Origin of the sequence: Kitasatospora humi (assembly GCF_020907985.1) — a bacterium.
GTDB lineage: Bacteria > Actinomycetota > Actinomycetes > Streptomycetales > Streptomycetaceae > Kitasatospora > Kitasatospora humi.
On the sequence record NZ_JAJJPA010000004.1, the window covers coordinates 198,027 to 212,943 of the forward strand.

Genomic DNA, 14,917 nt, shown 5'->3' on the forward strand with positions numbered 1-14,917 from the left:
GGTGGATGGCGGTGCGGGATGGTGCACGGCCGGTGCGGCGGAGCCGGCCGGTGTGTCGCCCGCTCGCCCTCGGCTTTCAGCAGCATGGCACTCCCGGCGGCAATGCCGCCGGGATATGCGCCCTCCAGCCCCCGACTCTGCCGAAATCCGGCGGAGTCGGGCGCCGGAGTGGTATGGGCCGCAACGACGGCGGGGCGGCCGCCCCGCCGCAGCTGCGGAGACGACCGCCCCGGAGACCTGTGCCAGGCGGTGTTGGGCTCCTCGGCCGGTCGGCGGGGCAAGGACCCGTCGGCGGGCTGGGAGGGAGGTTCAGCGGGCGCCGACCCTGCCCGCCACCACCGAGCCGCCATGGGACCCGACGGAGCCGTTGCGGGCCGCCGGTGCCCTGCCCGTGGCGCCGGGGCGGGACTGCTGGACCGGTAGGCCGTTCTGCACGTCCATCACGGCGTGCGCGACCATCCCGCCGAGCGGGTCGTAGCGGATCAGGTCGCGCAGCCGTGACCGCGACGACCTGCCCTCGTTGCCGGGGTAGAGGTGCTTGCCGAGGCCGACGGCGTGCGCCAGCGCGGCCAGTGCGGCAGTCCGGGGGTCCGGTGGCACCCCGGTGCGGATCGCGGTGTCGAGGCGCTGCTTGATGGCGGCGTTGGTGCAGTCGTCCGACGCCTGGTAGCGCGTCGTCGGCAGCACACCGCACACCTGCCCCGGCACGGCGGCCACCATGCCGCACCGCTCCAGGTGCGCCAGGTAGGTCTGCCGCAGCCCCAGCCGGGGCCCGCCGATCCAGTGCGCGGCACGCACCGGACTGCCGCGGCGGCGCAGCAGCTCCAATGCGTGGTCCAGGGTCGGATCGCCGGTCGGGCGGGCCAGGATCACGGCGATCCGGTCTCCGTCCGGGACGATCCGTCCGGCCAGGGACAGCTCGACGAGCTGCGCCCCGGCGAGTCCGAGGTCGAGGGTCTGCGGCTGTGCCGTGGTACCCGTGGCCGGGTCCAGGGCGAGCAGCAGGAGTTCCTCGGGAATTGTTCTACGACTCTTGCCCATCCAAGCCTCCCCGCGTGGATGAATGACAGCGTGACGCCTCTCACACGGACTTGTCGAGTACGCCTCCGAATCGTGACCTTGCCCGGGGAACTACCCGTCGATGCCTGGAATCGCCGTGCCAGGACTGCCCGATGGCGCGGAACCGGCGCCCGGTGTGCGGATGTCCTTGCCGATGCGGAGTCAGATGCACGCAATAACCGCCGGTGGAACGGGGTGTGGCGGGCAGCGGACGGCTCGCGGCTGGCGGAGACTGTAGCGGTGCAGCGGACGGACCTGGTCCGTGGCACCGCGCGTCGGCATGCGGAGACGGCATGCGAAGTACGTATGTGACCAACGAGGAGGTCGGGAGACGTGGGCGAGGCCCCGGAGCAGGTGAAGGACGGGGAGCGGGAGGAGCCCGCAGGCGGTGCCCAGGCGGTGCCGCCGGAGCCGGCCGCGGTGTCTGACGGTGGCTTGACCGTTCATCTGCGCGTCCGTGATGCGGACAGCGCGACCACCTTCCTGCGGGTGCCCGTGGCGGAGTCGGAGCCCGGGTCGGAGGAGCCGGCCGAGCCGAAGGCGCAGGCAGTCGATCCGCGTCTCGCGATCCGGGACGGCCGGCCGGCCGACGGCGAGACGGAGGCGGTGGCGGCCGACGGCGCCGCGGCGGAGCCCGGGACAGTGGCCGGGGCCGAAGCCGGGGAGCCTGTCGAGGAGCCTGCCGAGGAGGACGCGGAGCCCGAGGAGCAGGTCGCTCCGGTGGGGGGCAAGGCACCTGAGGAAGAGTCCGAGGAGACGTCGCACGAGGAGCCTGAGGGCGAGTCGAAGAGCGCGTCCGCGCAGGAGCGAGCCGGGGAGGAAGCGGACGAGGCGGACGAATCGTCGGACAACTCCGGGGAGTCCGCGGGAGAGCCCGAGGAGGAGTCCGCGGGGGAGCCCGCGGCGGCAGTCGACGAGGAGTCCGAGGACGAGTCGTCGGAGATTGCCTCACCATCGGGTGATACAACGTCAACTAAGGCCCCACTGGCCACCCCGGTCACCGCCGGAGCCACCAAGGGCGCTTTCGGCCCGGCTCCCGATCTCGCCGAGGAGCCACCGGCCGCCGAGTCCGACCCCAGGGTGACCGGCGAGCGGGATGCCGACCGCACGATGGTGCTGGCCTCGCCCGCCGCCAAGGCCTCGAAGCCCGGTGCCAAGGCAGCTCCCGAGCCTGCCGCCGAGCCTGAGGCCAAGGCGACCGGCACGCGGGATGCCGACCGCACCATGGTGCTGGCCTCACCCGCCGCCAAGGCCTCGAAGCCCGCCGCCAAGGCCTCGAAGCCCGCCGCCGAGGCCGCCGCCGAGCCCACCGAGCCGGACGCCGAGCCCGCCGAGCCTGAGGCCAAGGCGGCCGGCAAGCGGGATGCCGACCGCACCATGGTGCTGGCCTCACCCGCCGCCAAGGCCGCCAAGGCCGCCGAGCCCGGCGCTGAGCCCGGCACCAAGGAGGCTGGCAAGCCCGACACCAAGCCCGCCAAGAAGGCGGCCGCCGAGTCCGGCACCGAGTCCGACCCCAAGGCGACCGCCGAACCGGACGCCGAGGACGCCGAGCGCACCGCGGTGCTGGCCTCGCCCGTCGCACCGGCGGCCAAGCGCACCGTCTTGTCGTCCCCGGCCCCGGCCAAGGCCGCCAAGCCCGCCACCGAGCCGGCCCCGGCGACCCCCGCTGCCGCCGCACCCCCCACCGCCCAGCCCCAGTCCCAGCCCGCCCCGGCGGCCCAGCCCCAGCCGGCCCCCGCCGGTGTCCCGCGCATCCCCCCGGTCCGCCGGGCCCTGCGCGGCGCCGTGCTCTGGGGTCTGGTCGCCATGCTGGTGATCGGCGCCCTGGTGGCCGCCCAGCTGCTGCGCCCGCTGCCCGCCCCCAAGCTCCAGCTGAGCGCCCCCACCTCCTACACCTTCACCGGCGACCCGGTGGCGCTGCCGTGGCCGACCAAGGGCCAGGCCGCCGCCGAGGTGGTCGGTCTCGGCCCGCTCGGCAGCTCGGGGCCGGACCACCACCCGGTGCCGATCGCCAGCGTGACCAAGGTGATGACCGCCTACCTGGTGCTGAAGGCGCACCCGCTGAAGCCGGGCGAGTCCGGCCCGACGATCACCGTGGACAAGGCCGCCGCCCAGGAGGCCAACGATCCCGACCAGTCCAGTGCCAAGGTGGTCGAGGGCCAGCAGATCAGTGAGTACGAGGCACTGGAGATGCTGATGCTGCCCAGCGCCAACAACATCGCCCGGCTGCTGGCCCGCTGGGACACGTCCGGGTCCGAGCAGGACTTCGTCAAGCAGATGAACCAGCAGGCCGCCGCCTTCGGCATGACCGACACCACCTACGGGGACCCGGCCGGCTACAACTTCGCCGTCACCAAGAGCACCGCCAAGGACCAGTTGAAGCTCGGCGAACAGGTGATGGCCAACGAGGTCTTCCGGGGGATCGTCTCCGAGAAGCGGACCATCATCGCGGGCGACACGATCAAGAACACGAATGAGCTGATCGATCCGAACACCGGGGTGATCGGCGTGAAGACGGGCTCCTCCAACCCGTCCCTCAGCTGTCTGATGTGGGCGGCGACCAAGGACGTCGGCGGCACCCAGCAGTTGCTCCTCGGGGTGACCCTGGGCCAGCCGCCGACGGCCACCGACGACGTGATCAAGGCCGCCCAGACGGTCAGCGCGAAGATCATCTCGGCGGGCCAGTCCGCCGTCACCGGCAAGACCCTGGTCAAGCAGGGCGACCAGGTCGGCTACGTCTCGGACGGCCTGGGCGGCAAGGTGCCGCTGGTGGCGGCCAAGGACCTGGTGGTGCCGGGCTTCACCGGCGTCGCCACCACCGTGGCCTTCCAGCCCTCGGGCAGCCTCGGTCACAGCGCCGCCGCGGGCACCCAGGTCGGCGTCCTGACCGCCGGCAGCGGCCCGGGCCAGGTGCAGGTCCCGGTCACCCTGCAGCGCGACCTCGCGCCGCCGCCGATCCTCACCCGCCTCACCCGGCTGGGCTGACGCCCGCCGGAACGCGGCGCGGCCCGCACACACCACCGGGTGTGTGCGGGCCGCGCCGCTGTCGTCCTGCGTCCTACCGGCGCTTCTTCCGACCGGTCAGCTTGGCGAACCGGGCCTGCGTGCCCCAGACGGTGACCCGCCAGAGCGCCTCGAACACGATGTTCTTGCTCATCTTCGAGGCGCCGTGCTCGCGCTCGACGAAGGTGATCGGCACCTCCGCGACCTTGAAGCCGTTGCTCACCGTGCGGAACGCCAGGTCTACCTGGAAGCAGTAGCCGGCCGAGGCGACCTGGTCCATGCCCAGACCCAGCAGGGTCTCCTTGCGGAACGCCCGGTAGCCGCCGGTGACGTCCCGGATCGGCACGCCCAGCATCAGGCGCGAGTAGGTCGAGCCGCCGCGGGAGAGCAGCAGGCGCGACTTCGGCCAGTTGACCACCCGGCCGCCCGGCACCCAGCGCGAGCCCAGCACCAGGTCGGCGCCGCGCAGGCCGCCCAGCAGGCGGTAGAGCTCCTCCGGCTGGTGCGAGCCGTCGGCGTCCATCTCGACCAGCACGTCGTAGCCGTGGTCGATGCCCCAGCGGAAGCCCGCCAGGTAGGCGGCCCCGAGGCCCTCCTTGCCCTTGCGGTGCATCACGTGCACGTTGCCGTCGACCGCCGCCATCTTGTCGGCGACCTCACCGGTGCCGTCCGGACTGTTGTCGTCGGCGACCAGGACGTGCACCTCGGGGACGGCCGCGCGGACCCGGGAGACGATCCTCTCGACGTTCTCGATCTCGTTGTAGGTGGGGATGATGACCAGCACCTTGCCGAGATCGGCGAAGGAGGTCTCCAGGGGCGCAGTCACACTAGAGCCTTTCAAGGTTGCGCCCGCGTCCAGCCTGGACCACGGGGGTGTCTTGCCAAGAGCCGATGGTAGCGACCCGAAATGGGTGCTGGTTAGCCAGCCCGAGACCGGCCCCGGCCTGGGCTGCTTACCAGCGGTGATGCGGACGTGACGCGGCCGGTCCCGCGCCGGCGTGACGGGCGCAACAGCTGACTGTCCGTCGCCCGGTCCGCGTCGTCCTCATGTCCGTCGTCCAGGGCCGTCGCCGGGTTCGAGCCGCCCCCGTACCCGCCACCGACCGACCGGTTCACCGCCCGCTCCCGACCCCGCTCCCGACCCGCCGCCGCGCCCGCCTGACGCCCCGTCGACCCCCCGTCAGCCCGTCATCCGCCCGATCACCCTTCCCCCGTCCCCGCCCCGCCCCCGTCCCCGCCCCCGTCACTCCGCCCCCGTCTCCCTGCCCCGTCCCCCTCCGTACGTCCCGTCCCCGTCAGCCCGACCAGCCGTCCTCACCCTCCTGGCGGTCCTGGGCCAGCGACTCCTTCAGTCCGTCCAGCAGGAGGACGAAGTTCTCCAAGTCCCCGCTCTGCAGTCCTTCAGTCCCCGGCGTCCCACTCGTCTCACTCATACCAGCGACGCTAGCCGCCACCGATCAACAACGGATAAGCGCAACGCCGGGCGGACCGATCACCCTTCGTAATCGACCTTTTCCTCCGGCCGCGATCCGCTAGGCTGTCGGATGCGTGAGCCCCAGTAGCTCAGGGGATAGAGCACAGCTCTCCTAAAGCTGGTGTCGCAGGTTCGAATCCTGCCTGGGGCACGGCACGCGAGGCCCCCTCAGGCAGCCGCCTGAGGGGGCCTCAGCCGTTCCGGGGCGCGGTCGGCGTCCCGGGGCCGGGCACCGGGGTCCGCGGCCGGCCCGCGCACCGATGTGCGGCGGCGCGCGTAGGGTGGAAGTACTGGCCGGTTGTTCCTGGGCACCGTGGTGGTGCCGCGGAGAGGAGGCCTGCGATGGCTCGCGCGGTCGGTATCGATCTCGGGACCACCAACTCGGTGGTGTCCGTCCTGGAGGGTGGCGAGCCCACCGTCATCGCGAACGCGGAGGGGGCGCGCACCACCCCGTCGGTGGTGGCGTTCGCCAAGGGCGGTGAGGTGCTGGTCGGTGAGATCGCCAAGCGGCAGGCGGTGACGAACGTGGACCGCACCGCCCGGTCGGTCAAGCGGCACATGGGCGAGGCCGAGTGGCGGTTCCCCGAGAAGGGGGACGTGGACGGCAAGCGGTACACCGCGCAGGAGATCTCCGCCCGGGTGCTGCAGAAGCTCAAGCGGGACGCGGAGGCGCACCTGGGCGAGCAGGTCACCGACGCGGTGATCACGGTGCCGGCGTACTTCAACGACTCCCAGCGCACCGCCACCAAGGAGGCGGGCGAGATCGCCGGGCTCAAGGTGCTGCGGATCATCAACGAGCCGACGGCCGCCGCGCTCGCCTACGGCCTGGACAAGGGGAACGAGCAGACGGTGCTGGTCTTCGACCTCGGCGGCGGCACCTTCGACGTCTCGCTGCTGGAGATCGGCGAGGGCCTGGTGGAGGTCAAGGCCACCAACGGGGACACCCACCTCGGTGGTGACGACTGGGACCAGCGGATCGTCGACCACCTGGTCACCCAGTTCAAGAACTCCTACGGCGTGGACCTCTCCAAGGACAAGATGGCGGTGCAGCGGCTGCGGGAGGCCGCGGAGCGGGCCAAGATCGAGCTGTCCGCGGCGACCGAGACGCAGCTCAACCTGCCGTACATCACGGCCTCCGCGGAGGGCCCGCTGCACCTGGACGAGAAGCTCACCCGGGCCCAGTTCCAGCAGCTCACCGCCGATCTGCTGGAGCGCTGCAAGAACCCGTTCCACCAGGCCGTGAAGGACGCCAGGATCGACGTCTCGGACATCGACCACGTGGTCCTGGTCGGCGGCTCGACCCGGATGCCCGCGGTGACCGAGCTGGTCAAGGAGCTGACCGGCGGCAAGGAGCCCAACAAGGGCGTCAACCCGGACGAGGTGGTCGCCATCGGTGCCGCGCTGCAGGCCGGTGTGCTGAAGGGCGAGGTCAAGGACGTCCTGCTGCTCGACGTCACCCCGCTGTCCCTGGGCATCGAGACCAAGGGCGGCATCATGACCAAGCTGATCGAGCGCAACACCACGATCCCGACCAAGCGCTCGGAGATCTTCACCACCGCCGAGGACAACCAGCCCTCCGTGCAGGTGCAGGTGTTCCAGGGGGAGCGCGAGATCGCGGCGTACAACAAGAAGCTCGGGATGTTCGAGCTGACCGGCCTGCCGCCGGCGCCGCGCGGCCTGCCGCAGATCGAGGTCACCTTCGACATCGACGCCAACGGGATCATGCACGTCGGTGCCAAGGACCTCGGCACCGGCAAGGAGCAGAAGATGACCGTCACCGGTGGCTCGGCCCTGCCGAAGCAGGACATCGACCGGATGGTCCACGAGGCGGAGGAGTACGCCGCCGAGGACCGGGCCCGCCGCGAGAGCGCCGAGACCCGCAACCAGGCCGAGCAACTCGTCTACACCACCGAGCACTTCCTCAGGGACAACGCGGAGAAGATCCCCGCCGACGTGCGGGCCGAGGTCGAAGCGGCGGTGGCCGAGCTGAAGGAGCGGCTGAAGGGCGAGGACATCGCCGCGATCCGCACCGCCAGCGAGCGGCTCGCGGCGGTCTCCCAGAAGCTCGGCCAGGCCATGTACGGGCAGGCGCAGCAGCCGGGCGGCGGGGCCGGCGGCACCGCCGCGGCCGGCGGGTCGGCGGAGGAGGTCGTCGACGCCGAGATCGTCGACGACGACAAGCGCGAGGAGTGACGCCCGGGTGCGGTGAACTCGGCTCGGGCGGCGCCCGGTCGGCGTGCCGGGCGCCGCCCGGCGTACTGACCCGCCCGGCGCGCTGGGCCAGCCTGGCCGGTGCACCGGGTCCGCCCGGCGCGCTGGGCCTGGCTTGCGTACGGTCTGGTCGGCGCGCCGGACCTAGTCCGTGTATTGTGCGGGCGGCGGCTGGACTTCGGGCCGGCCGGGCACGTAGGGCCTGATCCACTTGTTGTAACTCGTGGTCCAGTAGCCCTTGTTGCGGTAGTCCTCCAGGACCTGGTCGATCCAGGAGGCGAGGTCGCCCTCGCCGAGGGAGGTGGCGACGCCGTAGGGCTCGTCGGAGAGCTGGTCGCCGACCACGGTGGTCTGCGGATCCTGCGCGGCGAGGCCGTAGGCGATGGCGTCGTCGGTCAGGACGGCGTCCGCCTGGCCGAGTTGGAGTTTCACCAGGCAGTCCAGTTCCTGGGCGGCCGTGACCAGCGCGGCCGCGTGGTACTGCTGGCCGGACTTCGGCAGCTTCAGGTCCGCGCCCAGCAGCTGGGAGGCGGTGGAGTTGTCGGCCGTGCACACCCGCTTGCCGTTCATCGCGTCCGGCCCCTTCTCCCCGGGGTGCGCCTGGGAGCTGGGTATCAGCACCCGCTGTCCGGCCTCGAAGTAGACCGTGGACATGGCCACTTGGCCGCGCCGGTCGCAGTTGATCGTCATGGTGTGCACCACGAAGTCCACGTGCTGGTCCCCGGTGGCGTTGAGGCGCGGGATGCGCTGGTCGTCGTCGAGTGCAACCCAGTTGATCTTCGGGTTGCCGGGCAACGACTGCGCGATCGCGGTCGCGAGGTCGATGTCGAACCCCTGGGGCTTGCCGTCCGGCCCCAGGAAACCCCAGTGGTAGTCGTTCAGATCCACCCCGATGGTGACCGAGCCCTTCTGCTGGATCGCCTTGATGGTTGCCCCGTCCGGGTTCTCGGCCGGCTTGAACGGGCTCGCCTTGCAGTGCGGGTCGGCGGGGTTCGCCGCCGTCTCGGCTCCGGCCGCGAGCGCCCGCCCGGGCGTCGCCACCGAGCCTGCGGTGGTGGCGGTCGGCGGGCTCGCCGGCCCGGCGGTCAGGACCGCCACCAGGACCGTTCCGGTGAGTGCCAGTACTCCGGTGGCCGTGTGCAGCCGCATGGGTTGCCCTCCCGCATGTCGTCCCGACCCTCGCCAAGTATGGCGCGGAAGTGGAGATGTGACTCTGCGTCGGATCATCTCGACAAGAACCCGTGGGCACTTGGTGAGCGCCGGCAGTCACAGGACGCCGTGCGCGGTGCGGACGGTTCCCAACGGCCGGTGGCGGCGGGAAGGCCCGGCAACCGCGCAACCGGGCCGCTGCGCAACTGCGTAACTGCGCAACCGCGTAGCGGCCCGGCTGCCCGGCGGCCACGGGTGCGGCCCCGTGGTGGCGCCCGGCCGCCGGCGTTCCCGCCCGGCCGCGCCGGTGACGCACGGTGCTCCCCGAGACGGACTACGTCCTGTCGCAGGGTGGCGCCCGGCCACGTCTAATCGGAAACCGAAGCTCCCGGCTGCGCGTGTCGGATGCGTGACGCCGGCCCGAACGACGGCAAGTCCGAAAGGATCACCGATGCCCCGATCCCGGCGACACCCGCCCACCCGTGCCGCGGCCATGACCGCGGCCGGCGCCCTGGCGGTCGGCGCCGCGCTCGGGCTGGGCGCGTGCAGTTCCTCGTCGAGCACCTCCTCGTCCCCCAGCCCGAGCGCACCGGTCACCGGGAGCTTCTCCGGGAGCGTGCCGTCGGCGCTGCAGTCCCGCGCCTCGGCGGGCCTGTCCTCCGCGTCCATCGCCTCGGCCTCCCTCACGGCCCGCGCGTCCGCGTTCGCCTCCTCCGCGAGCGCCGAGGTCACCCGGCAGCAGGCGGCGTACCAGAGTGCCCTGGCCAATGTGTCCGGCAGCGGCAACGCCGTCGGCGACGTCACCCTGACGGGCGTTCCGCTGGCCCAGGCGGGCGGCCTGAACGCCGTCATCGTCAACATCACCAACAGCACCGGCTCGGCCACCTCCTACGCCGTCCAGATCGACTGGAAGGACTCCGCCGGGAACGTCGTCGACTCCGACGTCGTCGGCGCCGAGAACCTCGCCGCCGGTGGCCACGCCAGTCCCACGGCCTTCAGCCGGAAGGACGTCGGCACGGCCCTGACGCCGGTGGTGGCCAAGGCCCAGCGCTACTGAGCGCGCGGCGCGGCCGGCCGCCGGAGCGGCCCGGGCGGTGGCTCAGGGCGGGTGGCTCAGGGCGGGTGGCTCCGGCGAGGGGCTCAGGGCGGGTGGACCGGCGGGTGGCTCAGGGCGGTGGAGGTGCGGTGCGGCCCTTGCGGTGGTCGCCGCGCAGCACCAGGGCCGGCGCGGTGTCGTCGTAGGCGCCGCAGGCGGTGGCCGACCAGGGGGAGAGGTGCTGCGGCAGGGCGTAGTACGGCACCAGCACCCACCGGGTGCGGTGCCAGGCCCGCCGCACCGTCAGCAACGCCGGGAGCACGTCCGGCAGCTGGCCGGCCAGGATGGCCAACCGGCACTGCTCGCACCCCGGCCGGCGGTCCGCGGCGGCCTGCTGCGGGCTGACCCGGCGCCGCGCCTGCTTCTTGGTGCCCTTCGGTTTGCGGACCACCGCGGGCCCGTGCAACGGGTTGTAGAAGCAGCGGGGCTGGGCCGCCGCCGTCGGCCGCCGCAGCGCCAAGCGCTCGTGCGCGGCGGCCAGCCGCTCCACCGCGCGCTCGGCCAGCACCACGGCGGCGGCCAGGTCGGGCAGGTCGGCATCGTCGTCGTCCAGCAGCTTCCCGGCCGCCTGGTAGGCCTCCACGGCCCAGAGGTACGCGGCCCCGGCGGGGCCGGTGGCCAGCTCCGCGGGGAAGTCCGGCTCGGCGGCCCGCATGACGTCGCCGACCAGGGCCACCCGCTCGGCGGCGAAGCCGCGCAGCCGCTCGCGCAGGACACGCCACTCCTGCAGCACCGCCTCCTGCTGCTCCCGGGTCATCCGTCGGCGCCCGCCGTCGCCCCGACCGCGGGCCGACCCGGCCGCCGGGCCCGGCTCCCGGCTGCCCAGCAGCCGCAGGAACCACCAGTGCCGGAACATCCCAGCCCCCTCCTCGGTCCGTCAGGCCACGGTGACCCGGGTGCGCGGGCGGTCGGCGATGGCGGCGTCGCGGTCGGCGATGTCGGCCAGCATCGTCAGCTCGGCCCGGACCTCGCGCAGCACCACCGGGTCGAGCTCCGCGACCGCCAGCCCGGCCGTGGTCTCGCCCGCGTCGGCCAGCAGGTGCCCGTCCGGCCCCCAGACCGCGCTGCCGCCGCAGGTCTCGAAGCTACCGGTGGCGCCGATGTGGTTGGCCAGCAGCACGTAGCAGGTGTTGTCCAGGGCCCGGGCCGGGAACCAGACGGCCCGCTGGGTGCGCCCGCCGCCGGTGCTGAACAGGGCACCCACGAGGTAGGCGTGGCAGCCGTCCAGCGCGGCGGCGCGGGCGTGCTCGGGGAAGCCGGAGTCGTAGCAGATGCCCAGGCCGAGCCGCCAGCCGTCCAGCTCCACGGTGCAGCCGGCCTCGCCGGCGGCGAAGATCTTGGGCTCAACGCCGAACTGGTGCTGCTTGTCGTAGCGCGTGACCAGCGCGCCGTCCGGGCCGAAGACCAGCGCCGAGATCCGCAGCACGCCGACCGCGTCCCGGGTGGCGGCGCCCACCACGGCGGCGGTGCCGGTGGTCCGGCAGGCCTCGGTGATCGGGGCGAGCCGGGGATCGTCCTCGGTCACCGCGTGGCGCAGCGGGTCGGCGTCGATCAGCTCCGGCTCGTAGCCGGTGAGGAACTTCTCGGCGAACACCACCAGGCGGACGCCGTCGGCGGCGGCCTGTTCGATCAGCGCGGCGGCCCGGGCCGCGTTGGCCTCGACGTCGCCGGCGGTGACGAGGGACTGGGCAGCGGCGATCCGCAGCGGGGTGGCGGGGAAGGACTGATCAGCTGTCATGTGCGATCAGCCTAGCCCCGTGCCGACCAGCGGTGACACTGCCCCAGGGGCCGTGGGGCCGCCTCAGCGCTCCCGCCGCGGGTCGCAGTGCTCCCGCCGCGGGTCGCAGCGCTCCTGTCCGCCGCCCGCGGAGCAGTGAGGCCTCGGACTCACCCGGACGGCGTGACCGGCGACCACATGCCGAGCCACTGCTCGGCGCCCCAGGCCTCGTACCGCTCCACCTCAGTGAACCCCAGCTTCGCCGCGAGACGCATCGAGCCGCCGTTGGCGCTCTGGGTGGCGAGCAGCACCGGCTCGCCGGGAAGCGCGCCGGCGAGCCAGCCGAGTGCCGCCGCGCACGCCTCGGTGGCGTACCCGAACCCCCACGCCCGCGGCAGGAACAGGTAGCCGAGGTTGGCCTTCCCCGCGGCAGCCGGGCGATGGTTCCCCGCTGCCCTCCCGCACCCAGCCTCGCCGCCTGCCGCTCGCTGTCCGCCGATCGCCGCCCGCCGCTCGCTGTCCGCCGATCGCCGCCCGCCGTCTAGCGCCGGCGACGCCGTCCCGCGCCCGCCACCGCGGGCTCGGGCTCCACCGGGAACGGCAGCCGCAGCTTGCGGGCCAGCGGCGCCACCGTGCTGCCGACCCCGAACGGGCGGGCCAGCAGGAAGAGCGAGGCCAGCACGGCCATCGAGCCGACACCCAGCCCGATCCCGTTGCCCAGCGTCGACATCACCACGGACCCGCCGCCACCGAGCATCCCGGTGACCGCATCGGCCAGGAAGTGGCCGACCAGCGCACCCGGCAGGCACGCCAGCACCAGGCCCAGGTGCAGCCCGAAGACCCGCCGCCCGTCCAGCCCGCTGCGCATCTGGCCCCGCACCGCCGCCCGGAGCACCTCCGCGCGGTGCTCCGGGTCCTCGGGGGCACTGGGCAGCTTGCGCAGGCGCTTGGCGAGGGCGAGGCCGGTCACCGTCATGTTGATGATGCACGCGATGCTCTGGGCGCCGGCCATGCCGACGATGATCCAGCGCGGGCTGAAGACCTCGAACGCCAGGAACGAGAAGAGCAGGTTGGAGCTCGAGGAGACGACGGTCAACCAGAACGGGGTCCGCGCGTCGCCCATCGCGTAGAAGCCGCGGGCCAGCGCGTACTGGGTGCAGAAGAACGGGATGCCGATGGCGAAGACGAGCAGCGCCTCCGAGATCACCGCCATCAACGTGGCGTCCTTGTGGCCGTAGCCGTAGGCGAGGTGCGTGATCTGGCCGGAGAAGGCGACGAAGAGCACCGTGGCCGCGATGATCATGGCGGCCGAATTGCGCAGCACCCGCGCCAGGTCAGAGCCGATCTTCTGCAGGTTGCCCTCGGTGGCGGCCCGCGACATCTGCGGCAGGATCGCCGTCACCATCGAGATGGTGATCACGCCCTGCGGCACGTAGAAGAGCGTGCTGGCGTAGGTGTAGGGAGCGTTGCCGACGCTCCTGAGCCCTATCTTCGAAGCCATCTGATCCACGCTGGTGGTCAGTGCGGTGATCTCGGTGAACGCCACCTGGGTGACCACCACCATCAGCACCGCCCAGGTTGCGGCACGCACGGGTGCGCCCAGACCCGCTCCCCGCCAGTCGAAACGTGGGGTCCAGCGGAACTTGGCGGCCTTCAGCGAGGGGAGCAGGCCGAGCGCCTGGATGGCCACGCCCAGTGCGGTGCCGACGCCCAGCAGCATGGTCTGCCCGCTGGTGACCTTGCCGATGCTCTGGGACTGACCGCCAATGACGATGTAGAGGCCGAAGACCGCGATCGCCACCACGTTGTTGAGGATCGGCGTCCACATCATGGCCGCGAACCTGTTGCGGGCCGTGAGCACCTGGCCGAGCAGGGTGAAGAGTCCGTAGAAGAAGATCTCGGTCAGGCAGTAGCGGGCCATGGTGATGGTCCAGGCCCGATCCGTTCCGTGCCAGTCCGGGGCGTAGATGCTGACCAGCCAGGGCGCGATGAGCACGGCGACCACGGTGAGCACGCCCAGCGCGACCGTGCACAGGGTGAGCAAGCGGTCGGTGTAGGCGACACCGCCATCGGGGTCGTGTTTGGCGGCCCGCACCAGCTCCGGAACGAAGATCGAAGCGAGTACACCGCCGATCAGCATCTGGAAGACGACGTTGGGCAGCGTGTTGGCCACGTTGAAGGCACTGCCGAGCTGGTCACCGCCGAGCGCGGCGACCAGCACGGCGCTGCGCACGAAGCCGAGGCCGCGCGACGCCAGCGTGCCGACCGCCATGACCAGACTGTTGCGGTTGTTCGTCGCCTCCTCGGACGGCGCCGGCTCGGCCGCCGGCTCGGCGTCCTCCCGCTGCCTGGGCAGGCCCGGGGCGGCCGGCGGAGCCGGGTACGCGTCCTGGGCCGTGATGGTGCGCAGCGTCATGGTCGGCGGATCGTTGAAGGTGTGCGGCAGTCCGTAGTCGGCGGGCAGCTGGTACGGCTCGGAGACGTGGTACTCCTGCGGATGCTGCGGCCCCGGGTACGGCTGGTACTGCGGGTACTGCTGCGGCTGCTGAGGTCCCTGTTGCGGGTGGTGCTGCGCCTGCTGCGGCCACTGCTGCTGGTAGGCGGCGTTCGGGTCCTGGTACGGATCGCCGTACTGCTCCGGGGCCGCCTGGTACTGCGGGTACGCCTCCTGCGGCGCCGGGTACCCGTAGTCCGGCTGCTGATAGCCGGGGAGCTGCTGCGGTGGCTGGTCGTAACCCGCCTGCTGCTGGTGACCCGCCTGCTGCTCGTAACCCGCCTGCTGTCCGTAGCCCGGCGGCTGCTCGTAGCCCTGCTCGCCGTAGCCCGGCTGCTGCTGCTCGTAGCCGTACGGGAAGGACTGGCCCTGCTGCCCCGGCTGGCCCTGCGCAGGCATCGCCGGCTGCGGCTGCTGGGCCGCCCCGTACGACTCGGGCTGACCGTACGAACCGTACGGCTCGCCTGCCGTGTGCGTGGTCATCGGACTCCATAGCTCGGTTGCCTGGGCAGGTGCTGCTGCGGGGTGCCGCAGTGCAGTGCTCGGTTCCCCGAGCCGGGCATAGGTACACCCAGCCGAAGCAGTCTGCCCTACCCGGGCACCTCATGGGGAACCGAGTGCCTTGTGGCAGGGGTCTCGGGGACGCGATCCGGACGTTTCCGCAGGCGGCAAGCGGCTCAGCGCTTACGGCGAATTGGGCGGTTTTGCTTGGTC

At 72.5% G+C, this 14,917-nt stretch carries 10 protein-coding genes, 1 tRNA gene and 1 pseudogene; 4 read left to right on the forward strand and 8 right to left on the reverse strand.

Annotated features, from left to right (window positions below):
- Positions 1-309: 309 nt before the first annotated feature.
- Positions 310-1,041: a GOLPH3/VPS74 family protein gene (locus tag LN042_RS06605; protein ID WP_230049335.1), complete on the reverse strand. Its 732-nt coding sequence runs from the start codon at positions 1,039-1,041 to the stop codon at positions 310-312.
- A 351-nt stretch (positions 1,042-1,392) separates the two neighbouring features.
- On the opposite strand from LN042_RS06605, the gene LN042_RS37635 reads away from it, so the two are divergent.
- Entirely contained in the window at positions 1,393-4,044 is a 2,652-nt protein-coding gene (locus LN042_RS37635; RefSeq protein ID WP_230049337.1) for a D-alanyl-D-alanine carboxypeptidase family protein, read from the forward strand.
- A 73-nt stretch (positions 4,045-4,117) separates the two neighbouring features.
- Here LN042_RS37635 and LN042_RS06615 read toward each other — a convergent pair whose 3' ends face one another.
- Both LN042_RS06615 and LN042_RS06620 read right to left on the reverse strand, forming a co-directional pair.
- Positions 4,118-4,888 carry a polyprenol monophosphomannose synthase gene (locus tag LN042_RS06615; protein WP_230049339.1) on the reverse strand — a complete coding sequence of 257 codons (771 nt, stop codon included), beginning with the start codon at positions 4,886-4,888 and terminating at the stop codon, positions 4,118-4,120.
- Between the two features lie 469 nt (positions 4,889-5,357).
- Complete coding sequence (locus LN042_RS06620) at positions 5,358-5,495, reverse strand: hypothetical protein (RefSeq protein WP_230049341.1); 138 nt, start codon at positions 5,493-5,495, stop codon at positions 5,358-5,360.
- A 119-nt stretch (positions 5,496-5,614) separates the two neighbouring features.
- Between LN042_RS06620 and LN042_RS06625 the strand changes: the two genes are divergently transcribed.
- A tRNA-Arg gene (locus tag LN042_RS06625) sits at positions 5,615-5,687 on the forward strand.
- A gap of 191 nt (positions 5,688-5,878) precedes the next feature.
- On the forward strand, positions 5,879-7,729 hold the full coding sequence (gene dnaK, locus LN042_RS06630) for a molecular chaperone DnaK (protein ID WP_230049343.1): 1,851 nt from the start codon (positions 5,879-5,881) through the stop codon (positions 7,727-7,729).
- Between the two features lie 162 nt (positions 7,730-7,891).
- On the opposite strand, the gene LN042_RS06635 is transcribed toward dnaK, so the two are convergent.
- Positions 7,892-8,896: a transporter substrate-binding domain-containing protein gene (locus LN042_RS06635; RefSeq protein ID WP_230049345.1), complete on the reverse strand. Its 1,005-nt coding sequence runs from the start codon at positions 8,894-8,896 to the stop codon at positions 7,892-7,894.
- Between the two features lie 451 nt (positions 8,897-9,347).
- Here LN042_RS06635 and LN042_RS06640 point away from each other — a divergent pair, with 451 nt between their 5' ends.
- On the forward strand, positions 9,348-9,953 hold the full coding sequence (locus tag LN042_RS06640; RefSeq protein ID WP_230049347.1) for a hypothetical protein: 606 nt from the start codon (positions 9,348-9,350) through the stop codon (positions 9,951-9,953).
- Between the two features lie 109 nt (positions 9,954-10,062).
- On the opposite strand, the gene LN042_RS06645 is transcribed toward LN042_RS06640, so the two are convergent.
- The 4 genes and pseudogenes from LN042_RS06645 to murJ all read right to left on the reverse strand — a co-directional run bounded on the left by LN042_RS06645 (position 10,063) and on the right by murJ (position 14,686).
- Complete coding sequence (locus LN042_RS06645) at positions 10,063-10,848, reverse strand: hypothetical protein (protein WP_230049349.1); 786 nt, start codon at positions 10,846-10,848, stop codon at positions 10,063-10,065.
- Positions 10,849-10,869: 21 nt separating this feature from the next.
- Entirely contained in the window at positions 10,870-11,730 is an 861-nt protein-coding gene (locus tag LN042_RS06650; RefSeq protein ID WP_230049351.1) for a carbon-nitrogen hydrolase family protein, read from the reverse strand.
- 149 nt (positions 11,731-11,879) lie between these two features.
- A pseudogene (locus LN042_RS06655) lies at positions 11,880-12,167 on the reverse strand (GNAT family N-acetyltransferase); the annotation flags it as partial.
- Positions 12,168-12,250: 83 nt separating this feature from the next.
- Positions 12,251-14,686, reverse strand: a complete 2,436-nt coding sequence (gene murJ / locus LN042_RS06660; protein WP_230049353.1) for a murein biosynthesis integral membrane protein MurJ — start codon at positions 14,684-14,686, stop codon at positions 12,251-12,253.
- Positions 14,687-14,917 lie beyond the last annotated feature (231 nt).